20 protein-coding genes are annotated in these 22717 nt (G+C 36.6%); 3 read left to right on the top strand and 17 right to left on the bottom strand.

What is annotated here, in order from left to right:
- Positions 1 to 125 precede the first annotated feature (125 nt).
- Together parC and parE are read right to left on the bottom strand one after the other, a co-directional pair.
- On the bottom strand, positions 126 to 2579 hold the full coding sequence (gene parC, locus LACWKB10_RS04320; protein WP_034979184.1) for a DNA topoisomerase IV subunit A: 2454 nt from the start codon (positions 2577 to 2579) through the stop codon (positions 126 to 128).
- Positions 2580 to 2594: 15 nt separating this feature from the next.
- Positions 2595 to 4553: a DNA topoisomerase IV subunit B gene (gene parE / locus LACWKB10_RS04325; RefSeq protein ID WP_034979187.1), complete on the bottom strand. Its 1959-nt coding sequence runs from the start codon at positions 4551 to 4553 to the stop codon at positions 2595 to 2597.
- A 96-nt stretch (positions 4554 to 4649) separates the two neighbouring features.
- On the opposite strand from parE, the gene plsY reads away from it, so the two are divergent.
- A complete protein-coding gene (gene plsY / locus LACWKB10_RS04330; RefSeq protein ID WP_034979190.1) occupies positions 4650 to 5285 on the top strand; it encodes a glycerol-3-phosphate 1-O-acyltransferase PlsY in 636 nt (211 codons plus the stop codon).
- Between the two features lie 160 nt (positions 5286 to 5445).
- Here the strand turns inward: plsY and LACWKB10_RS04335 are convergent, their stop codons facing one another.
- From LACWKB10_RS04335 to LACWKB10_RS04385, 11 genes are all read right to left on the bottom strand, one after another.
- Entirely contained in the window at positions 5446 to 6336 is an 891-nt protein-coding gene (locus LACWKB10_RS04335) for an aldose 1-epimerase family protein (RefSeq protein WP_034979193.1), read from the bottom strand.
- Positions 6337 to 6354: 18 nt separating this feature from the next.
- The gene (hslU, locus tag LACWKB10_RS04340) at positions 6355 to 7764 is read right to left on the bottom strand and encodes an ATP-dependent protease ATPase subunit HslU (protein WP_034979196.1); all 1410 of its coding nucleotides are present in this window, start codon (positions 7762 to 7764) and stop codon (positions 6355 to 6357) included.
- 21 nt (positions 7765 to 7785) lie between these two features.
- Entirely contained in the window at positions 7786 to 8310 is a 525-nt protein-coding gene (gene hslV, locus LACWKB10_RS04345; protein ID WP_034979198.1) for an HslVU peptidase proteolytic subunit, read from the bottom strand.
- Positions 8307 to 9236 (bottom strand): tyrosine recombinase XerC, encoded by a 930-nt coding sequence (gene xerC, locus LACWKB10_RS04350; protein ID WP_034979201.1) that lies wholly within the window; start codon positions 9234 to 9236, stop codon positions 8307 to 8309. The genes hslV and xerC overlap by 4 nt, the downstream gene beginning before the upstream one ends.
- A gap of 1 nt (position 9237) precedes the next feature.
- Positions 9238 to 10554 (bottom strand): methylenetetrahydrofolate--tRNA-(uracil(54)-C(5))-methyltransferase (FADH(2)-oxidizing) TrmFO, encoded by a 1317-nt coding sequence (gene trmFO / locus LACWKB10_RS04355; protein WP_034979203.1) that lies wholly within the window; start codon positions 10552 to 10554, stop codon positions 9238 to 9240.
- Between the two features lie 95 nt (positions 10555 to 10649).
- Positions 10650 to 12761 (bottom strand): type I DNA topoisomerase, encoded by a 2112-nt coding sequence (topA, locus tag LACWKB10_RS04360; protein ID WP_034979206.1) that lies wholly within the window; start codon positions 12759 to 12761, stop codon positions 10650 to 10652.
- 59 nt (positions 12762 to 12820) lie between these two features.
- A complete protein-coding gene (dprA, locus tag LACWKB10_RS04365) occupies positions 12821 to 13672 on the bottom strand; it encodes a DNA-processing protein DprA (protein ID WP_034979209.1) in 852 nt (283 codons plus the stop codon).
- A 44-nt stretch (positions 13673 to 13716) separates the two neighbouring features.
- On the bottom strand, positions 13717 to 14472 hold the full coding sequence (locus LACWKB10_RS04370; protein WP_034979210.1) for a ribonuclease HII: 756 nt from the start codon (positions 14470 to 14472) through the stop codon (positions 13717 to 13719).
- Positions 14469 to 15308, bottom strand: a complete 840-nt coding sequence (ylqF, locus tag LACWKB10_RS04375) for a ribosome biogenesis GTPase YlqF (RefSeq protein ID WP_034979213.1) — start codon at positions 15306 to 15308, stop codon at positions 14469 to 14471. The genes LACWKB10_RS04370 and ylqF overlap by 4 nt, the downstream gene beginning before the upstream one ends.
- A 51-nt stretch (positions 15309 to 15359) precedes the next feature.
- A complete protein-coding gene (locus tag LACWKB10_RS04380) occupies positions 15360 to 15590 on the bottom strand; it encodes a YozE family protein (protein ID WP_034979215.1) in 231 nt (76 codons plus the stop codon).
- 3 nt (positions 15591 to 15593) lie between these two features.
- Entirely contained in the window at positions 15594 to 16454 is an 861-nt protein-coding gene (locus LACWKB10_RS04385) for a DegV family protein (RefSeq protein ID WP_034979218.1), read from the bottom strand.
- 121 nt (positions 16455 to 16575) lie between these two features.
- Between LACWKB10_RS04385 and LACWKB10_RS04390 the strand changes: the two genes are divergently transcribed.
- Complete coding sequence (locus LACWKB10_RS04390; RefSeq protein WP_034979468.1) at positions 16576 to 17241, top strand: hemolysin III family protein; 666 nt, start codon at positions 16576 to 16578, stop codon at positions 17239 to 17241.
- A 1-nt stretch (position 17242) separates the two neighbouring features.
- On the opposite strand, the gene LACWKB10_RS04395 is transcribed toward LACWKB10_RS04390, so the two are convergent.
- Entirely contained in the window at positions 17243 to 18442 is a 1200-nt protein-coding gene (locus LACWKB10_RS04395; RefSeq protein ID WP_034979220.1) for a CCA tRNA nucleotidyltransferase, read from the bottom strand.
- Positions 18443 to 18529: 87 nt separating this feature from the next.
- Here LACWKB10_RS04395 and LACWKB10_RS04400 point away from each other — a divergent pair, with 87 nt between their 5' ends.
- Entirely contained in the window at positions 18530 to 19417 is an 888-nt protein-coding gene (locus LACWKB10_RS04400) for a YitT family protein (RefSeq protein ID WP_034979223.1), read from the top strand.
- Positions 19418 to 19564: 147 nt separating this feature from the next.
- Here the strand turns inward: LACWKB10_RS04400 and LACWKB10_RS04405 are convergent, their stop codons facing one another.
- The 3 genes from LACWKB10_RS04405 to der all read right to left on the bottom strand — a co-directional run bounded on the left by LACWKB10_RS04405 (position 19565) and on the right by der (position 22710).
- A complete protein-coding gene (locus tag LACWKB10_RS04405) occupies positions 19565 to 20818 on the bottom strand; it encodes a tetratricopeptide repeat protein (protein WP_034979227.1) in 1254 nt (417 codons plus the stop codon).
- Between the two features lie 121 nt (positions 20819 to 20939).
- On the bottom strand, positions 20940 to 21215 hold the full coding sequence (locus LACWKB10_RS04410) for an HU family DNA-binding protein (protein WP_034979230.1): 276 nt from the start codon (positions 21213 to 21215) through the stop codon (positions 20940 to 20942).
- Between the two features lie 184 nt (positions 21216 to 21399).
- Positions 21400 to 22710 (bottom strand): ribosome biogenesis GTPase Der, encoded by a 1311-nt coding sequence (der, locus tag LACWKB10_RS04415; RefSeq protein WP_034979233.1) that lies wholly within the window; start codon positions 22708 to 22710, stop codon positions 21400 to 21402.
- Positions 22711 to 22717 lie beyond the last annotated feature (7 nt).

Raw genomic sequence — 22717 nt, forward strand, 5'->3', positions numbered from 1 at the left:
ATCTTAACAATAATATGGCTCTGTTTATATGCTATTATCAATCAAAAACCCTTTTGTGTCAAAGTAATATTTAAATCTGTTGAAGCCCTTCCATAAATTATTAATATCATTAAATAAATAAAAATTTATTCTGTACTTAAAGGCCTCCCCAGTTTTATATTAACTGGATGACCATCACTTGTCGTATCTAATACAAAAGAACCATTAGAATATCTGTCACCCAAAGGATAATCACATGTAGAAATCTTAATATGCCGTTTGCTTGTTGTTGTTATCAGAAGGATATGGTCTTGGCCATACGAAGCAACAGCAGCGACACGGTGCGGCTTAGTTTTAAGTTCCCTTAAAACTAATACTCCTCGTTTGGCACGGGATACCTTATTGACTAACCCAGCCTTAAACTGCTTAAAAGCTCCTCTTTGAGTAATAATGCCTATCCGAATTAAGTCAAGATAATCAGGATTTATGACTATATACGAAACTACATAATCTTCATCCTTTAAATTCACAGATTTAACTCCGAATGATTTGGCACCAGATGCAGGAATTTCGCTCAAATCATAGCGGACAGCATAAGCCTTATGCGTAAATAAAATAATCTCTTTATTACTTTCAGGTTTTACTATATCAACACGAACAACCTTACTGTCCGTTTGTTTCATTTTCATTGCAGTAATTGCGCGTGAACGATAAGTTCTCGTAGGCTGGAGATTACATAGTTCCAACTGTTTTATATAACCATCATTAGTTGCAATTAAAAAGTTTAGTTTTTGATTTAATTGTTCAAAATCAAAGACACGAATGATATTCTCATTCTCGTTTAAGCCAATTTCCTGAGACAAATGCTGACCGGTTTCTTTCCACTTCGTTTCGACTAGTTCATTAACTGGTCTATAAATGACATTACCACGGTCAGTGAATAAATATAAATTAGTTAACGTTGACAAAGTCTTTTCGAATACAACGTCATCCCCACTCGGCAAACCATTATCCTCATCATCACTAGATTGCCAGGAACGAATAGATGACCTCTTTAAGTAACCATCACGACTGATTAAAACACGTACTTGTTCATCCGCTACTAGTGCTTTTTCATCAATTTGAATCTTGGCGGTTTCGGAAGAAATCTCAGTGCGTCGAGGATTACCAAATTCCTTTTTGACGGTCGTTAGTTCCTTAATTATTTCTTTATCTAAGATTTTTTTATTAGACAAAAGTTCTTTAAAACGAGCTATTTTTTCATTTAGTTCGCTTTGCTCTTTAACCAAAGCATCAACATCAGTGTTAGTTAACCTATACAGCTGTAAAGACACAATTGCTTCTGCTTGCCGGGCAGTAAACTTGAACTTATCTGATATATTTTTCTTTGCCTCTGCTTTATTTTTAGATGCTCGAATTACCTTAATTAGCTTGTCTAAAATATCCATGGCATGAATCAAACCCTGAATAATTTCAAGACGCTCTTCTGCTTTATTTAAATCAAATTTGGTTCTCTTGATTACTACATCTTTTTCATGTTCTAAGTACGAAGACAATATATGCTTTAAACCAACTTGCATGGGAGTCATATGATCAATGGCAACCATATTAAAGTTATAGGAAACTTGCAATTCAGTATTCTTGAATAAATAATTTAGAATATTTTGTGCATCAGCACCCTTTTTTAACTCTACTACAATTGATAAACCATGACGATCAGTTTCATCACGCACTTCTGCTATACCATCAATCTCCCTGTTAAGACGAATTTCATCCATCTTTTTAACTAACAAAGCTTTATTAACAGCAAAAGGAATCTCAGTAATGACAATTTCTTCGCGATGCCCTCTAATTTCCTGAATTGAACTTTTTGCTCTTACCTGAATGCGGCCACGTCCAGTTTCATAAGCTTCCCGTAATCCTTTTTGTCCTAAAACAATGGCACCTGTAGGAAAATCAGGACCTTTAACAAAATGCATTAAATCATCAAGACTTGCATCAGGATTTTTAAGTAAATAAATAGTAGCATCAATTACTTCTGCCAAGTTATGCGGTGGAATCTCGGTAGCGTAACCAGCCGAAATACCTGTAGAGCCATTAACTAGTAAATTAGGAAACCGAACAGGTAAAACCGTTGGCTCATACTCAGTATCATCAAAGTTCAAGACCATGTTGACAGTGTCTTTATCAATATCTTGTAACAACATATTGGAAATCTTGCTTAAACGTGATTCGGTATAACGCATTGCAGCGGGACCATCGCCATCCATTGAACCATTGTTACCGTGCATTTCAATCAGAGGTTCTCGCATTTTCCAGTCTTGAGAAAGGTGAACTAGGGCACCGTAAATGGAACTGTCACCATGGGGATGAAAATTACCCATGATATTACCCACTGCTTTAGCCGCCTTTTTGAATGGCTTGTCATATGTATTATTATCTTGAAACATAGCGTAAAGAATTCTTCTTTGCACTGGTTTTAAACCATCACGAATATCTGGCAAGGCACGCTCTTGGATAATATACTTTGAATATCTGCCAAATCGCTCACCCATGACTTGCTCAAGGGGCATTTCACGAATTCGTTCTTTTGTAGCCATTAATTAAAAACCTCTTTATTCATTTTCTTCTTCTAGGATTGAAACATTATCCCCTAGTCTGAACTTAACGTTTTCTTCAATCCACTTTCGCCTTGCATCTGCTTTGTCACCCATTAGTGTAGTCACACGGCGTTCAGCCAAGGCAGCATCATCAATTTTTACCCGAATAAGCAGCCTTGTTTCTGGATCCATTGTTGTTCTCCACAACTGTTCAGCATTCATCTCTCCCAGACCTTTGAATCGTTGTAAAGCATAACCATGACCCATTTTCTTTTCATCGGCAGCAAGTTCTTCATCAGTCCAGGAGTACTTTACCTGAGCCTTTTTGCCGCGACCTTTTTGCAAGCGATAAAGAGGAGGTAAAGCAATATAGACTTTGCCGTGTTCAATCATTGGTCTCATATACCGGTAGAAAAAGGTTAACAATAAAATCTGAATATGGGCACCATCATCATCGGCATCCGTCATAATGATTACTTTATCGTAATTTGAATCTTCTACATTAAATTCAGTACCAACACCAGCACCAATAGTGTAAATCATGGTGTTAATTTCTTCATTTTTAAATATATCCTGCAATCTTGCTTTTTGAGTATTTAAAACTTTTCCACGTAAAGGCAAAATTGCCTGGAACTTACGATCTCGTCCCTGCTTTGCGGAACCGCCGGCAGAATCCCCCTCAACTAGAAAAAGTTCATTCTTTTTTGGATTACGTGATTGCGCCGGTGTTAGTTTACCAGACAGGACTTCTTTTTTATGGCGTTTTTTGCCATTTCTACTCTCGTTACGAGCCTTTTTCGCAGCTTCACGAGCATCTCTTGCTCTTTGTGCTTTTTTCACCAGCTCTTGTGCCAGTTCACCTTTTTCCATCAGGTAATAAGACATTTTTTCATAAACAATTGCATCAACAACTGATCTAGCTTGAGGAGTTCCCAGTTTGCCCTTGGTCTGCCCTTCAAACTCTAATAGCTCTTCTGGAATTTTAACTGATAAAACAGCGCTTAAACCTTCACGGTAATCAGACCCATCAATATTTTTGTCTTTCTTACCTAACAGACCTTGTTTTTTGGCATAATCATTAAAAGCACGAGTAAAGCCACTTCGTGCACCTACTTCATGACTGCCACCATCTGATGTACGCACATTATTTACAAAAGAAACCAGGTTTTCGGAATAACTGTCACTATATTGGCCACTAAATTCAACTTCAATTTCGTCCTGTTTACCGGAAAAATAAAAAATATCGCTTAAAGTATCTTTACCTTCATTCAGATAGGATACAAAAGCCTTTATTCCTTCATCATATTTAAAATCATCATGATGTTGGGGATCACGCTCATCTACTAAGACAAAGCGCACACCTTTAAGCAAAAAAGCCGACTCACGTATGCGTTCCTGAATAGTTTCATATTTATATTTAATAGTCGAAAAAATTTTTTCATCTGGTTTAAAAGTAATGGTGGTACCTGTAGGTTCCTTTGTTTTACCTAAGCGCTTCAATGTGCCAACGGGATGACCGCCATCTTTAAATTCTTCTTCATATTCAATTCCATCCCGTATAACTTTAACATCCATATAACTGGAAAGAGCATTAACGACAGAGGAGCCTACTCCATGAAGTCCGCCGGAAGTTTTATAATTTTGCTCGGTAAATTTACCACCAGCATGCAAGACAGTTAAGATAACTTCAATTGTAGGCTTGCCAGATTTATGCATGCCTGTAGGCATCCCACGACCAAAATCACGTACCGTCACACTGTTATCTTTATGAATCGTTACGTCAATTTCTTTACCAAATCCGGCCATTGCCTCATCTACTGAGTTATCTACAATTTCATAGACTAGCTGATTAAGACCATGAACATCAGTTGATCCAATATACATACCCGGCCTTTTCCGTACAGCTTCCAGGCCATGAAGAATCTGAATTGATGAGTCATCATAAGAATTTATTTTTTTACTTGTTTTAGTCAAATAGACTCCTCCAGTTAAAAATCATTTATTATTTTAATCCTCATACTTTGTAAACTCTGATAAAATAGCATTAGACTTTAAGAGAGCAGGATATACATGATAAATTTAAATTTAATTCTGATATTTATTCTAGCATATTTAATAGGTTCGTTTCCTACTGGCGTGATCGTCGGCAAGGTGTTTTTTGCAGAAGATATTAGAAATTATGGCTCTGGCAATATCGGAACCACTAACTCTTTTCGCGTTTTTGGACCACTGGCAGGTAGTCTGGTTTTGATTGTTGATGTCCTCAAGGGAACGTTAGCCACAAATTTGCCTAGAATCTTTCATATCAATGCCCCTAAATATTTTTTGTTAATTTCAGGGGGATTAGCCATCCTGGGACACACATGTTCCATCTTTCTAAAATTTAAAGGTGGTAAAGCTGTAGCAACCAGTGCCGGGCTTTTCTTGGGCTATAACCTAAAATTTTTTGGCGTCTGTGCTCTCATTTTCCTGCCATTGGTTTTTATTACGTCTTATGTCAGTCTGTCCAGTTTAATTGCAGTTGTCTTAATATTCATTGTAACTTTCTTCTTTCACGATATTTATCTTGAAATTATCGTGGGCTGCATCATGATTATCTTATTTATTCGTCACAGAAGCAATATTAAACGATTATTGCACCATCAAGAGAATATCATTCCCTTTGGTTTATGGTACTGGTATAAGAAAAGACATCATAAATTATGATTGTATATCAAATAAGTATGGCTAGCGAGTTTAGCTAGCTATTTTATTATAGACATAAGAACATTAGTTCGCAAGAAGGTTTTTGCTTGAGTAAATAGGGAACTGTAAAAAAAGAAAGCCTTGAGGCTTTCTTTTCAACCTAAATAATTTATTTTTATACTCATTCATCTTGATCATGAAAAGCCATACTAAAACCAGCTGTAAAAGTGCCACTAGCTTCAAGGTGATTCATGCCGTATTTTTCTTCTAATTTTTGATTAGTGTCACTGCGGTCAGCTATGCCCCACCAGGGTTCAATACAGACATAATCTGCAGACTTAGGATATTGGGACCACACACCTACAAAAGGAGCATCCCTTAACCAAACATTTACATGAAAATTATTGGCATCTGTTCTTAAAGATACACGGTTGTCGTGTCCACGCATTTGAAAAATCAAAGCATCATCTTTAAACAAATGATCACTCAGGGTAATCAAACTATTGGTCGAGGCCAGCGACCGATTAGGCCAGTCTAAAAATGCTCCTTTAAGAGGAATACGAACTCGGGCACGAGAAGGCTTAGTACTGAAGTAAAAATCTTCCTTAGACAAAGTCTTACTTGTGGGAATGTTAAAGCCGGGATGTCCACCAATGCCAAAAATCATTTCACCATCTGACTTATTAATGACAGAAAAATTCTCTTCCAGCAGATTATTAAGCAAGTTATAGTTCACACGCAATTCAAATTTGAATGGATAAACTTCCCTGGTTTCTGCAGAATCCGTCAGTAAAAAAGTGATGCTTTCCTCTGTATGTCGTTCAACTTTAAACTCTAAATCACGCGCAAAACCATGTTGGGTCAAATGGTATGTTTTGCCCTGATAAGTATATTCATCATCTTTAAGTTTCCCAACAATAGGAAAAAGTACAGGAGCATGTCTATTCCAAACTTCAGGATCAGCCTGCCAAATATATTCATACCCGCTATGTAAACTTTTCACACTTTGAACTTCAGCACCTTTACTGGCAATTTTGACCTGTAAGATGCTATTTTTGATAGTGTAATCCATGCTTAATCATCACCTTTGTTAAAGAATGAACTTAGTTAAATCTTTATTTGTTATTATATCACTAAGTTTTTCATTAACGTATGCTTCAGTAACCGTAATTTCGCCCATAGACATATCTGGACCTTCATACAAAACATCTTCCAGTAACTTCTCAAGAATTGTTGACAATCTTCTGGCACCAATGTTATCAGTTCCCTGGTTTACGTCATATGCAATTTGAGCAATCCGATCAACTGCTTCTTGCGTAAAGACTAATTTGATTCCGTCAGCTTTCATCAAGGCTACATATTGTTCTAAAAGTGAATCTTCAGGATCCTTGAGAATCTTGACAAAATCGTCTTTTGTTAAAGCATTGAGTTCGACCCTAATTGGAAAACGACCTTGCAATTCAGGAATTAAATCACTCGGCTTGGATTCAGAAAATGCTCCAGCGGCAATAAAGAGAATGTGGTCAGTTGCTACTGGACCATATTTAGTTTGAACAGTAGAACCCTCTACAATTGGCAAAATATCTCTTTGCACGCCTTCACGTGATACTTCACCTGAAGTTTTCTTATTGCCAGCAGTAATTTTATCAATTTCATCAATAAAAATAATACCGTTGTTTGCCGTACGCTCAATAGCTTTTTGATAAAGAGAGTCATAATCAATCAACTTGCGAGACTCTTGTTGAATTAAAACTTCACGTGCGTCTTTTACTTCCAGTGTACGCTTAATTTTCTTTTTAGGAACCAAATCGTTAAGCATTGAACTCATATCGATTCCCATTTGGCCCATCATATCACCCATTGGATTGACTTTAGGAGCTTGCTCAACATTGATAGTGACCTCTCGATTTTCAAGCAGGCCTTTGTTTAACTGCTCAGATACTGTAAGACGCTGATTGCGGACATCATCGGTTATTTCTTCCTGGTCTGCGTCAGAAGATTGATCATTGTTCTGACCTCCTGACATGAGCATTGACATCATATCTTGCCATTCCTGCATCTGATTTTTTCTTTTGTCCTGCTTGATTCCGGGAACAAGCAAACGTACTAAAATTTTATTGGCTTCTTTAGTTGCTTGAGTGCGAACACGGTCAAATTGATCTTTTTCTTCCATGCGCACTGCTTCATTTACCAAATCGCGTACCATTGATTCAACGTCACGACCAACATAACCCACTTCAGTAAATTTTGTAGCTTCCACTTTTACAAATGGCGCATTAACAATCGCTGCTAATCTTCTGGCAATTTCGGTTTTACCAACACCTGTGGGGCCTGCCATTAACAAGTTTTTAGGTGTGATATCTTCCTGCATTTTTTTTGGCAGCTGCATTCTGCGATAACGATTATAAAGGGCCACAGCAACTGCTTTTTTTGCTTCATCTTGACCTATAATGTATTCATTAAGTAAATTAACAATTTGCTTTGGTGTTTTTGTTTCCATATTATTTATCTGCCTCGTTTTTTACAATTCGTCAGTGATAATCTGATTATCAGTAAAAATATCAATTCCGGAAGCTATTTCAACAGCTTCATGAGCAATTTCGCTGGCACTCATACTGGAGGAATGTCTGGTCATTGCTATTGCTGCAGCCTGCGCAAAGTTCCCACCAGAACCAATTGCAACTACATTTTCATCTGGTTCAAGCACTTCACCATTGCCAGAAATTAATAAAAGATCTTTTTCATTAAAAGCAATAAGCATTGCCTCCAGTTTTTGCAGGGTGGCATCTTTGCGCCAAGCTTGAGCCATTTCCACAGCAGCTCTGCGCAAGTCACCCCCAAATGCTTCCAGTTTACCTTCAAGCATATCTTGCAAACTGACTGCATCGGCTACGCCTCCCGCAAAACCAATTACTACTTGATCGTGATAAATTCGTCTAATCTTTTTAGCGGTAGATTTTGCAATTACTTTTTCACCCAGAGTTACCTGTCCATCGCCAGCAATTGCGGTTTTACCATTAAATTTTACTGAACATATTGTTGTCATTTTTTTGCCTCATCTTTCTTATCATTGCGAGTGAAGTATTTTTCATAATTTGCCTGTAAGTGGCTCATAGTCACGTGAGTATATATTTGTGTGGTAGATAAATTGTCATGACCCAAAATTTCTTGTACACTGCGTAAATCTGCTCCATTATTCAACATTGCCGTAGCAAATGAATGTCGCAATTCGTGCGGGTGTACCTTACCATTAATGCCAGCCTTATTAAAAACCCTTTGCATAATATACTCAATGCCACGTTCTGTTAATGGTTTGCCTTTATTATTTAAAAAGACATAATCTGAACTGTCATCATCTTTTACAAGTTGATCGCGACTGTTTTCCAAATAATTAACTAACGCGCCTTTAGTTTTATCATCAAACGCAACGTACCTGTCTTTATTACCTTTACCGTGTACCAGAATTATCTTTAAATCTAAATCAACTTGCTTTCTTGTTAAGTTGCTTACTTCGCTAACCCTCATCCCAGTAGTATAAAACAATTCAATTAATGCTAAATTACGTAAAGTCAAGGGTTCATTTCCACTTAAAGAGTCAAATACCTGCTTCATTTCTGGTGCATAAAAAAACTGGGGTAACTTTCGTTCTTTAGAGCGCAAAACAATTGTTTGCGTTGGATCTATTTTAACAATTTTTCGTCTAGTTAAAAAGTGATAAAACGACCTGAGGCTAGACATTTTACGCGACTGCGTCGAGCGCGCCAATTTGCGTTCTGTTAAGTTTTGTAAAAAAATTTCAACATCACGTCTATTTATTTTTGACCAGCCAGTAAAGCCGCCATTTTTCTGCCAAAATCTCTTAGCCTCAAGCAAATCAGTTTGATACGACAGTATTGTTTTGGGACTATATTGACGTTCAATACGCAAATATGAGGTAAACAGCTTTATCAGTTCGTCTTTTTCAGCATCCATCTTAATTCAGCACTTCTTTTTGAAATTCCTTAAGACATTCTAGACCGCGTTGGCTGATTTTTAAGTGGCGCTCTTTCTTGTTGCGCACTTTAGAACCTTCAAGTCCCGGAATTAATGCAAAACTGGCATTCATAGGTTGAAAATGCTTGATATCAGCAGTAGTTACGTAATTAGCCATTGATCCTAAAGCTGTTAGTTTAGGAAAAGCAACCGTTTCTTGTCCAATTGCTCTTCTAGCAGCGTTAATCCCTGAAACCAAACCACTGCCAGCACTTTCAACATATCCTTCGACTCCAGTCACTTGTCCTGCAAAGAATAGACCTGGTTGCTTTTTTGCTTCATATGTGGCAGATAATACAGCTGGAGAAGCCATATAAGTGTTGCGGTGCATTTTGCCATATCTGATAAAACGGGCTTGAGCCAAGCCAGGAATCATAGAAAAAACACGTTTTTGTTCACCATACTTTAGGTGGGTCTGAAAGCCAACAATGTTATACATTGAAGCTACGGCATTATCTTGTCTAAGCTGAACAACAGCGTAGGGAGTTTTTCCAGTAGCAGGATTTTCCAATCCTACTGGTTTAAGTGGACCAAAAAGCATAGTTTTCATACCTCTTTCAGCCATAACTTCAATCGGCATACAGCCTTCAAAAACGTCACTGTTTTCAAAGCTGTGAACTTCTGCAGTCTCCGCACTAACTAATTCCTGAGCAAATCTTTCATATTCTTCCTTTGTCATAGGACAATTTAGGTATGCAGCTTCACCTTTGTCATATCGAGATTTTTTATAGACGATATCCATATCAATCGAATCAGCCGCAATTATAGGTGCCGCTGCATCAAAAAAATTCAGGCTTTCATTGCCTGAAAACTTTTGTATCTCTTCAGCCAGTTTGTCACTCGTCAAGGGACCAGTAGCAATAATTGCAATACAATCTTGCGGAATCTGTGTAATCTCTTCATTATGAAAATTAATATTTGACATTGCATGAAGCTTACTGGTCACATAATCACTGAATTGCTCTCTGTCAACAGCTAATGCTCCACCAGCAGGTACCTGGGAATGATCAGCAGCTGCCATAATAAGCGAATCAAGCTGACGCATTTCTTCTTTTAATAAACCTACAGCATTAGATAACTGATTTGAACGCATTGAGTTTGTGCACACCAATTCAGCCAGCTTGTCTGTTTTATGCGCCGGAGTCATTTTTTTAGGTCGCATTTCGTAAAAATCGACAGCGATTCCACGCTTTGCTAGTTGCCAGGCTGCCTCACTTCCGGCCAGGCCGCCACCAATTACAGATACTCTTTCAGGCATATGATCATATTCCTTTACTAAAAATATTTTACTTTTTTACTTTATATACAAGAATATCATCAAATCATGAATGATCTGATGATATTAACATAAATTTAACTTTCTACAGTATCTTTTTCGGCACTTGTTTCTTCTTTATAGTCGCCATTTGGACAAAGAACAACAGGTCCTTTTTTATTTCTTTTTTCAACTAGAAAATGGCCACAGTTAGGACAATTTCGGTTAATAGGCTTGTCCCAAGAAACAAAGTCACAATCAGGATAACGTGAACAGCCATAAAACTTGCGGTTACGCTTTGATTTTTTCTCAATCACGTCACCTTTGCCACACTTCGGACAAATAACGCCAACCTTTTTTACAATTGCCTTTGTATTGCGACAATCTGGGAAACGTGAGCAGGCGTAAAATTTACCATAGCGTCCCATTTTAATGACCATGGGTGCACCACAGATATCACAATTGAAACCGGCAGGCTCATCTTTAATTTGCACCTTTTTGATATCAGCATCGGCTTTATCCAGTTCTTTTTTAAAGGGATGGTAATAATCATCAATCACTTTGACCCAATTTTTCTTGCCCTCTTCAATTCCGTCAAGATCATTTTCCAGTTGCGCTGTAAAGTCGATGTTGACAATATCAGGGAAAAATTTTTCGATCAAATTATCGACAATTTCGCCTAGCTCTGTAGGCACAATAGATTTACCACCTAATTTAACGTAGTAGCGTCGCTGGATAGTATCAATTGTCGGTGCATAGGTTGAAGGACGACCAACACCATTTTCCTCTAATGAATGAACTAAGCTGGCTTCAGTATATCTTGCAGGTGGCATAGTGAAATGCTGTTTATTATCAGACTTGGCTAACTTAACTTTATCTCCCTCGTTTAATTCAGGTAATTCAACATTTTTTTCCTGTTGATTATCATAAACTTTTGTAAACCCGGCAAATTTCATTTTTGAGCCTGTAGTTCTGAATACTACTCCATTTTGCGTAATGTCTGCTCTTACTGTGTCATAAACAGCCGGAGTCATTTCACTGGCTAAAAATCTGGACCAAATCAATTTATACAAACGATATTGTTCAGTAGTTAAAACAGATTTGAGAGACTCTGGAGTTCGATAAACACTGGTTGGTCTAATAGCTTCATGTGCATCTTGTGCATCCTCTTGGTTTTTGAAATGGCGTGCTCCTTTAGCGGCATATTCTTTGCCATAATTTTCATTTAAAAACTTAGAGGCTTCTGCTTGTGCGATTGGGGATGTCCGTTTAGAATCAGTTCTCATATAGGTAATCAAACCGACTGTACCCTGTTTACCCAGACTAATACCCTCATAAAGCTGCTGGGCAATGCTCATTGTTCTTCTAGTACGATAATTCAGACGTTTATTTGCTTCCTGTTGCATTGTCGAAGTTGTAAAGGGAGCTGCTGGTTGACGCCTGCGCTCACGTTTAATGACATTTTCAACTGCGAAACTCTTCTTTTTATCAATTTTAGCCAGGATCTTTTGGACAGAATCATTATCAGGCAAATCAGTTTTCTTGCCATTAATACCCCAAAACTGACCATTAAAAGTCTTTTTTAGTTTTTTAAATTCCGCGTCAATTGTCCAATATTCCTGTGGCTTAAAGTTCTTAATTTCCTTTTCGCGATCAATTACCAGCTTTAATGCGACTGACTGAACACGTCCAGCACTCAATCCCTTTTTCACTTTTTCCCATAAAATTGGAGATAGTGAATAACCAACAATTCTGTCCAGAATACGGCGAGCTTGTTGAGCATTGACAGTGTCCATATCAATTGTTCTCGGATTTTTAAAGCTATTTTTGACAGCGTCTTTTGTTACCTCATTAAATGTAACCCGATTTTTGTCTTTTTGATCCAAATCAAGTACATGAGCAACATGCCAAGCAATTGCTTCACCTTCACGATCCGGGTCAGACGCTAAATATACATCCTTAGCTTTTTTAGCCTCAGACTTTAGTTCCTTAATAGTGTCGCCTTTACCTCTAATAGAAATATATTTTGGCTTATAGTTATTGTCAAAATCGATTCCCATTTGTGACTTTGGCAAGTCACGAATATGACCCTTTGAAGCAATTACTCGGTAATTACGTCCTAAATATTTTTCAATTGTTTTAGCCTTAGCCGGAGACTCAACTATTACTAGTGTCTTCTTACGTTTCTTTGGCTTTGATTTAGTAGGCATCAAAAGCCTCCTCATTAAATTCTTTTTTAAATACTCATTGAGAATAGAATATTTAACTGCTAATTGTCAAATCTTTCAAGTCGCAAATCAAAATCAGTGATTGGATAAGCACCTGCTTGAATAAGTTCATTGGGTCCTTGAGACAGCTCACTGGTAATTGGACCAGGTAAAGCATAAATGTCACGATTCTCTTGTAAAGCTAAGTTTGCTGTAATCAGAGAACCCGATTTTTGTTTAGCTTCAGTAACAATTACACTTTCAGCTATTCCAGCCAAAATTCTGTTTCGTTGGGGAAATCTATAAGGTCTTGGTGGAGTGTCAGGTAGATATTCACTCACTAGTAAGCCTTTTTGAGCAATTTCTTCCTGCACCTGCTGATTTATCGAAGGATAAAAATAATTTAAACCATTACCCACCACTGCAATTGTTTGTCCATTAAATTTCAGTGCCGCCTTATGTGCCATAACATCGACACCCTTAGCCAATCCACTGGCAATAATAAAGTCATCTTTTATTAATTTGGGCACAATTTTGTTCAAAACTAAGCCACTGTAACCAGTGGCTTGACGTGAACCTACAATTGTAACAATTCTTTTCTGAAGTAATTTCAGATTTCCTTGTAAAAATAAAATTAAAGGTGGCTGATAAATTTGACGTAGTTTTTCGGGATATTCTGTATCAAAAAAACTGATAACCTGACATTGTTTCTCTATTCTTCTGATCATTTTATCCGCATAAATATCATTATAAGCATTTAGACAGACTTTTATCAAATTACTCGTCAAATTTAAGTTTTTAATAGTCTGAATGTCAACATCAGCAACTTTTAATTGACTAGCAACACGTAACATCTTAACATATCCGATGCCTTTTTGTAATTTCAAGCGCAAGAGAAAACTGGTAGTCTTCATAAAAAACCTCCTAAATACAAATACGTAAAAAGGAGGCATATTTTTTATTTATAAAAAGAATTCACTGGTGCAAAAGTTTTACGATGAATTGGCGTTGGACCAAATTTTTCAAGTGCTTGAAGATGAGCTTGAGTGCCATAGCCAGCATTTTCATCAAAATGATATTCAGGGTAAATTTTAGCGTAGTCCGCCATCAATTTATCCCTGAATACTTTGGCAACAATTGAAGCAGCGGCAATAGAATTGGATTTTGAGTCACCCTTTATTAATCGGACCTGGGGCAATTTAACTGGTACTTGCATAGCATCAACCAGCAAAGCGTCAGGTTTGACGTCTAAATTCTTTACAGCTTCAGCCATTGCTAAACGGTCTGCTTCATAAATATTTATTTTATCAATCACTTGCGGACTTTTTATGCCAATTGCCACACTAACTGCTTCCTTTAAAATTAAAGGATATAGATCCTGACGGCGCTTGACACTTAATTTTTTAGAGTCATTGACATCTGTCAAATCAAAATTGTCATCAATAATTACAGCAGCTGTCACAACAGGACCAGCTAATGGTCCTCTGCCAACTTCATCTACCCCTGCAACGATCTCCTGTTTGACCCAAAAAGTTTTCTCATAAGCAAACCTTTTTGTAAATGCAGCCTTTTTCTTGGCTAATTTTTGCTGGCGATTATGGTAACTAAGTAAGAGTTTTTGGACACCTACACGAGTATCGTTTTCTAAAATACTCAAATCTTCTGGATTGACCGAGCCTTTTGAAAGAAATTTTTTTATTTCACCAATTGTCATATCCGATCCAAAGTAATCCTTCCTATTTTTCCTTTACGTAAACGTTGCAGTAAGTACATAGAGAAACGATCATAATCGTCACGCATGCCATATTCTTCAGTCAGTGCCAATAACAAATCAGTATCATTAATATGTTCAATTTCATCTTTAGTAGTTCGGGCAAATTTGATTAAATCATTCAAATAGTGCTTGCGTAACTTTGCTAATAAAAATAAGGCAACATCATCAGCGCTAAAAACAGTATCTTTAATTGCCCCAAGCGCAGCAAGCTTTAATCCAACTGTTTGATCCTCAAATTTAGGCCACAAAATGCCAGGTGTATCTAAAATTTGAATATTATCCGCAGTTTTGAGCCAATTTTGCCCCTTGGTTACTCCCGGTTTATTACCAACCTGAGTGACATTGCGACCAACAAGACGATTAATAATTGTGGACTTGCCGCAATTGGGGATACCAGCAATCGCAACTCTGATAACAGGGCTTGATGCACCTTTTTGTTGTAATTTATTTATTTTAGCTTCAGCAGCTTTTTTAATCATCTTCACTAACACTTGCATGTTAGTATTATGAAGAGAATCCATGGCCATCACAAACTTGCCCTTAGTCGTAAATTTTTTTTGCCACCTTTTAGTCATCACTGGATCTGCCAAATCAGCTTTATTCAGAATAATCAAATGTGGTTTACTGCCTACAAGTTTTTCGATCATTGGGTTACGTGATGATTGAGGAATTCGTGCATCTAAAACTTCTACAATGACATCAATTAAATTCATTTTATCCTCAAGCTGATTCCGAGCCTTATTCATATGCCCGGGATACCACTGAATATTAACCATTTTTTGCCTTTCTTACACCAAAAGGGCTCCATATCACTTGGGAGCCCTAGTTTAATACGTCATCTTTTCACGGTACATTTGATAAGCTTTATCAAAAATACTCATGCTTGGCAGGTAACCACCATTAAGTTCAAGATAATCTGATAGTTTTTCATAATTCTGCTCTTGCTTGGGAAAAGTCTGATCATTTTGTGCATTATTTGCAAACTGCGCAACTTCATCATTTGAATCAGCATTACGCTGTGTCATTAAATAGCGATAAAAGCTTTCTCTATATGCCAATTTTTACTCCGTGTAATACAAAACTGCGTATGCTCCCATCCCTGCATGCGTTGCAATAATAGGACTGGTTTCTCGCACTAAAACATCAATTTTAGAATTAATATCTTTAATTTTTTGGGCAAAATCGAGTAGCTTTTGCGGTGTGCTGCCCGTTGCAACGTATGAGATACCGACTTCCTTGATTTTTTCTTTGTTGGCCTCAATTTCATCTAAAATGCGTTTATCAAAAGCTAAAGAAAACTTTTTGCCTCTGCCTTTTTTTGCAATTTTCAAATGACCATTCGGCATTTGCAATTCAATGTGTATATTAAGCATGTTGACAATTTTACCAGCTAAAGGACCTAGGCGTCCACCTTTAACCACATTTTCTAAATTGACAATAAGTAAATGCAAACGCTGAGTTTTTTTAATTTTTTCAATATGAGCCAAAATTTCAGGAATACTTTTGCCAGCGGCAATATCTCGTGCAGCTGCCAAAACCTGAAATCCTTCAGAACGATCAGTTAATTCTGAGTCAACTATATGCACCAGATCTGATTTACCGGTTAGCTTAACTGCCTGACGAGCTGCATCAATCGTGCCGCTTAATACCTTCGCCAAAAATATGCCAATGACTTCGCTACCATCTTTAGTTAATTCATTAATCGTATCAACCATGGTTCCTATAGGTGGTTGGCTCGTAGTTGGCAACTTTTTAGATTCACTCATTTTTTGGACAAATTGCTGTCTGGTTATTTCCACTCCGTCAAGATAGGTATCACCATCGATTGTGACCGATAAAGGCACAACAGTAATATGATATTTTTTAATTTCTTCCGGCGTTAACTGCGCGGAAGAATCAGTCAAAATTTTTATTTCTGACAAAGTACTCGCCCTCAATTCTGATTTGATGTTCTCATTTATGATAGAATGTGAACTGTATTAATTATAAATTATTATAGCAAAAAAACTAGCAAAAAAAAGAAAGCGAACAAACTGTTTCATGATGAAATTGCAAAAAATCTGGCAAGAACCTGAACAAAGATCCAAAACTTATTACATAGTAGATAATATACTCAGTGCTGTCACGCACGGTATTGGTTTTTGCCTGGCAGTTGCCGGATTAGTACTTTTAATTATCAAAGCTGTTTCAACACATAGTACATTAAGAATAGTTACTTTCACTATTTATGGCTCTTGTTTGCTTCTGCTTTATCTTTTCTCTACGCTTTTTCATAGTCTCATCTTCACTCGGGCTCGCAATGTTTTTCAAATTTTTGATCATTCATCAATTTTTTTGCTGATTGCAGGATCGTATACTCCCTTTTCCCTTGTAGCAATAGGTGGCAAATGGGGCATAATGCTATTTACTCTGGTCTGGATAATTGCGATATTTGGCATCATCTACTACATTTTTAATCGTGGCAAACACGTTATATTAGACACTATTTTATACGTTGCTATGGGCTGGCTCGTGATTTTAGCCGGTAACTATTTGTATGTGCGACTCAGCCCCGTTGGATTTTGGCTACTAGTTAGCGGAGGTGTAGCTTATACTGTTGGTGCACTTTTGTACACAATGAAAAGGATCCCCTTTATTCATGTGATTTGGCACCTGTTTGTTATTTTAGGATCAACTTTAATGTTTTTTTCTGTTCTACTTTACGTCTAGGTTAATCTATTTGTTGCAAATAATCCTGGATTTCATCCTCAGAATTATCTAACTCTCCTGAAATTACCTTTTGTTTAATCTGATTAAGAATTTGACCCAATTTTGGTCCAGGCTTTATGCCGTTTGCAATTAAGAATTGCCCGTCAATAGCCAATTCTGACATTGACTTAATTGGCAAAGCTGTATAACGATCAACCAGTGCTTCGGAATTGATCGGCTGTCCTAAAATATGCGCCACGTCTATTGTGTTAAGCAAAATATCTTTGCCGGCATTAAACAGCTCAAGATCAGAAGGCGATTTTTCAGAAATCAAATCAAACAGAGCCACAATTTTTTTGACTTTTTCTGTCATAGCATTTGAATTTTTCCAATCACGCATAAAGCGGGCTATTTGGTTATCTGAAATTTTTAACAAAATAATAATTATAGACCAAAGACTGGTTTCCAAACTGGGGTTAAATTTTAACTTAGGATAAATGGCCAGTAAATCACTTTTACCAGCAAAATCAGGCACGCTTTCACTTAACTTCGTTTGTAAAAAGATTTTGAAGGCAGCTCGCGAATTTGTTCCAGTGCCCATCTTGACAAATTCATCACGGATTCTTTCGACAGAAATTTTGGACAGTAATTGATGTAAATTACTTACTGCTTCTTTAGTCTGAGATTCAAGGTCAAAATTAAGCTGGCTCATGAAGCGTACCGCTCTCATCATACGCAAAGCATCTTCATGAAATCTTTTCATAGGATCTCCTACGGCTTTAATAAGATGTTTTTGCAAATCCCCCAAGCCATTGAAAAGATCAATTATTTCCCCTGTTCTGTTCATTGCCAATGCATTGATGGTAAAATCACGTCTTTTTAAATCTTCAGCTAGATTTTGTACAAAAGTGACATGATCCGGTCGGCGAAAGTCTTGATAACCCGATTCTGTTCTAAATGTGGTAATTTCATAACTAGCGCCATCATTTAAAACAGTAACAGTACCATGTTTAATTCCTGTATCAATAGTTTTTGGAAAAATTCTTTTTACTTCTGCGGGATATGCACTGGTAGCTATATCTATGTCGTGAATTGGTCTTTTTAAAATCAAATCACGAATCGATCCTCCTACAAAATATGCTTCATAACCAGCTTGCTCTAACTGCTTGAGCACGGGAAAAGCGGCTGTAAAAATTGGTGGTAAATTGTCTATTTTTATCATTATTATCTCAACTCATTTATCTGTGTTTTTATTTTTAATTTATGGTAATTTTAAAGTATCAATTTATATAAAGAAAGTTTTATTATCATGAAAAAGATTAACAAAAGAAATATTTTTGAACTTATAATGATCATGATTGGCTGTGGAATTTATGGCTTCAGCCTTGACGTGGTCTCTGCACCAAATAGGCTTACAGATGGTGGCATTAGTGGCATTACTTTGCTTTTGAGACACTTCTGGGGCATTAACATGGGTTTGTCGTCTTTGCTATTAAATATTCCTTTGATAATTCTAGGATATCGTTTTATGGGTAAAAGACTTTTAGCCTATACTATCTGGGGAACGCTTTGGCTGTCATTTTTCTTGTGGTTCTGGCGCTTAACCCCTATTATATATCAATTGAACTTAGAACACGACCTCTTCTTATCTGCCATACTTGCTGGAACCCTTTCTGGTATTGGCCTGGGTTTAGTTTTTCGGTATAATGGCACTTCTGGTGGCACAGATATTATTGCCCGCATTATGCAAATGAAGTATGGCATGTCTTCTGGCAAAGTTTTATTGTTCTGCGACACGATTATTTTATTATCATCCTTATCATATTTAGACCTCAAGCATATTATGTATACTTTAGTAGCAGCTTTTATTCTTTCTAAAGTTATGGATGCCGTCCAGCAAGGAGCCTATTCTGCACGTGGTTTGCTTATTATCTCTGATAATTATCAACAAATTGCTAAAATGATAGATTTGAAATTAGATCGTGGCTTTACTTATCTTGAAGCTCGCGGTGGTTATAAAAAAACCAAACGGCCTGTAATCTATCTTGTTGTTTCACCAAGAGAAATTCCATTAGTAAAAGAATTGATTGCTGCAGAAGATCCTCATGCTTTTGTTAGCGTTATCGAAGTCCATGAAGTCTTAGGAGAGGGTTTTACTTATAAACAAAAAAGCCATCACCTTTTGATTAGAAAATGATTCTTAATATCAAGCTAATTTGGTGAGAGCTGATAAAAACAACAGGGTAATAAATCTAATTTGATTTATTACCCTGTTAAACTTATAAATAATAAAAATGAAGCGTAAAAACTTTCTTTTTCATCAAAGTATATATTGTTTTAATCATTATAACAATTCATTATTCAACTCCTGCATTTCAGTATCCTCAGGTTCGAGTTTCAAATAAGAGTTTAATAATTCTTTGACGATATCTTTAGAGTTTGGCTCAGTATTGAAGAAACGAATCATTTGTTTTAAAAAAGCACTATTATTCTTAAATTCAGGATAAGCCAGTAAAAATTCACTTTTGGCTTTTGCGCTCTGATCTAAATTTTGGTAAGAAAGAGCTAAATTCCAGTGAACTTGAGCTTCCAGATCCTCATCATCAACTTTGGCAAAAAGTGCAATATTTTCATCATTTTTATTTTCTTTAACATAAAGATTAGACAACTGTGTGCGTAAATCTAAACTTTCAGGAATATTTTTAATACCTTTTTTTAGCAAGTTTTCAGCAGTATCCAATTCGTTCAATTTAACTGCTGCCTGCGCACCCTTTTTGTACAAAACAGGATCTAACTCATTGTATGCAATACCTGCCTGAGCAGAACGTAATTCTTGCTCATTATTGTTTTTATGCTCGTAAGCTGTAGTAAGTAAACGGTATGCATTTACATAATCGGGACTCTGATCAATTACTTCATTCAAATATTTAATTGCCTGATCGTCTTTGTTCAATGCTAACATGACTAATGCAGCCTGATACTTACTATCAATGTCAAGAATATCATTGCCATTTTTGGCAATAACTTCGCCGGCCTCTTCATACCGTCCTAATTTTGCAAGGGTTTGAAAAAGACGATCGTTTAAATTTACTTCACTAAAAGTTTTATGTCGTTTTATCAAATCTTGATATCTGTTAAAAGCCTGTTTGTAGTTACCACTGAGATAATCGAGTTCAGCCAAACCGAACTTTACAACATCCTCATCTGGGGCAATTTTTTCTGCCTCTAGCAGTTTTTTATAGGCTGTTTCAATCAACCCATTGGTTTGATAATAATCAGCTTGAACTAATAAGCTGTCAAGATAAGAGGAAGAATCAGGAGCAATATTATAAAGCAAAGTAAGACCATCTTCATCTTTACCGTCATTTAATAAAATCTCTGCTAAATATATTTTGAAAATGTCCTCTCGGGGAAAACGAGCAATTAAACTGCGATATATTTCTTTTGCCAGATCTGAAAAACCCAATCCTACTAGATTTTCTGCCAATGAGGCTAATATTTCAGGTTTATCCTTTTCTAAAGCTTTTTCTAATAATATTTTTTCTTGAGAAAAATCCTGCTGCTCAATTGCATCAAGAAGCTTTTCAGAGTAGCTCATTCTCATTCCTCCATTACTAACTATCTATATTAACCAACTGTGGCGATTAATCAGTTTAAATGATAACACACAAAAAGATGATGGCGAATTAGCCACCATCTTTTTAGATAAAACTATTAAGCTATTTAACAGCTTCTTTAAGAGCTTTACCGGGTCTAAATGCTGGTACAACACTTGCTGGAATTTGAATTTCTTTGCCAGTTTGTGGATTACGTCCTTTACGGGCTGCACGCTTACGCACTTCAAAAGTTCCAAAACCAATTAATTGTACTTTCTTACCTTTAGAAAGGTCATCTTGGATAGAACTAAAAATTGCATCGACTGCTGCAGCTGCATCCTTTTTAGTTAATTTTGTCTTTGATGCAACTTCAGTGACTAATTCTGCCTTATTTGCCATTGGGAAATCACCTCCTGAAACTTGAATCTTATTTTAAGATTCCTAATTAATTCCTCAATTGAGAAACAAGGAATAAATGATTATTTAAATCACTATTTCCTTGATTTCAAAATAGCACAAAACCCCTGATACAACAAGCAATTTAAACTAAAAATGTGATTTTTATGCATTTGGTAGATACAAACTATTTTCTTTTTCGTGCAATTATCTTAATGGGGGTTCCATCAAAATCAAAATTTTCACGTAGCTGATTGATCAAAAAGCGTTGATAAGAAAAGTGCATTAATTCAGGATCATTTACGAAAACTACAAATGTCGGCGGATTAGTAGATACTTGGGTCATATAATAAACTCGTAATCTCTTGCCTTTAATCATTGGTGTTGGAACCAATTTGCTTGCTTCTAATAATAAATCGTTTAATACACTGGACTTAATTCTTTGTTGTTGATTTCGATAAACTTTTTGTACTAGTTTCGGAATCTTTTCTATATTTTGACCAGTTTTAGCAGAAACAAATAAGATTGGAGCATAGTCAAGATACTGAAATTCAGTTCGAATAGTTTGTTCAAAGTCCTTGCCGCTATTACTGGTTTTTCTTGGTAAATCCCATTTATTGACCAAAATAATGATGCCTCGTCCAGCATCATGAGCATATCCTGCAACATGTTTATCTTGTTCCCTAATGCCTGTACTTGCGTCAAGTACCAAACATACAACATTAGAATGCTCAATGGCACCCATTGCTCTCATTACAGAATATTTTTCAGTTTTTTCGTAAACTTTTCCTCTACGTCTTATGCCAGCAGTATCTACAATTCTGAATTTCGTGCCATCCTGGGTCTTAAATGGAGTATCGACTGCATCTCGTGTAGTTCCTTCTTCGTTATTTACGATCACTCTTTTTTCGCCTACTAGACGATTGACAATTGAGGATTTACCTACATTTGGTCGACCAATAACACTAAATGATATTTGCTCATTATTATTCAAGCTTATGTCTTTGGGCAAGCTGGCCACTATTTGATCCAGCAAATCTCCAATACCTGTACCATGCACACTCGAAATTGGAATTGGGTCACCAAAACCTAAACTATAAAAGTCATAAATGTCCATACGCTGTTCAGGATTATCTGCTTTGTTAACCGCTAAAATTACCGGTTTTTTAGTTTGATAAAGCATCTGAGCTATCCGTTCATCGAGGTTAGTAACATGATTTGTAACATTAGTTAAAAATACGATGACGTCGGCTTCTTCAATTGCTATTTCTGCCTGTGCTCTGATTTCTTCTTCAATATTACTATCTTCCCAGGTAATTCCACCAGTATCTATTAAATCAAATTTATGACCTAACCACTCAGCTGGAGCATAATTACGATCTCTGGTAACCCCAGGTTTATCTTCCACTATTGCTAAACGTTGATTAATAATACGGTTGAAAAGCGTTGATTTACCAACATTAGGCTGTCCTACAATTGCAACTACAGGTAAAACCATTTTTCAG

Source organism: Lactobacillus sp. wkB10 (assembly GCF_000760615.1).
GTDB classification, from domain to species: domain Bacteria; phylum Bacillota; class Bacilli; order Lactobacillales; family Lactobacillaceae; genus Lactobacillus; species Lactobacillus huangpiensis.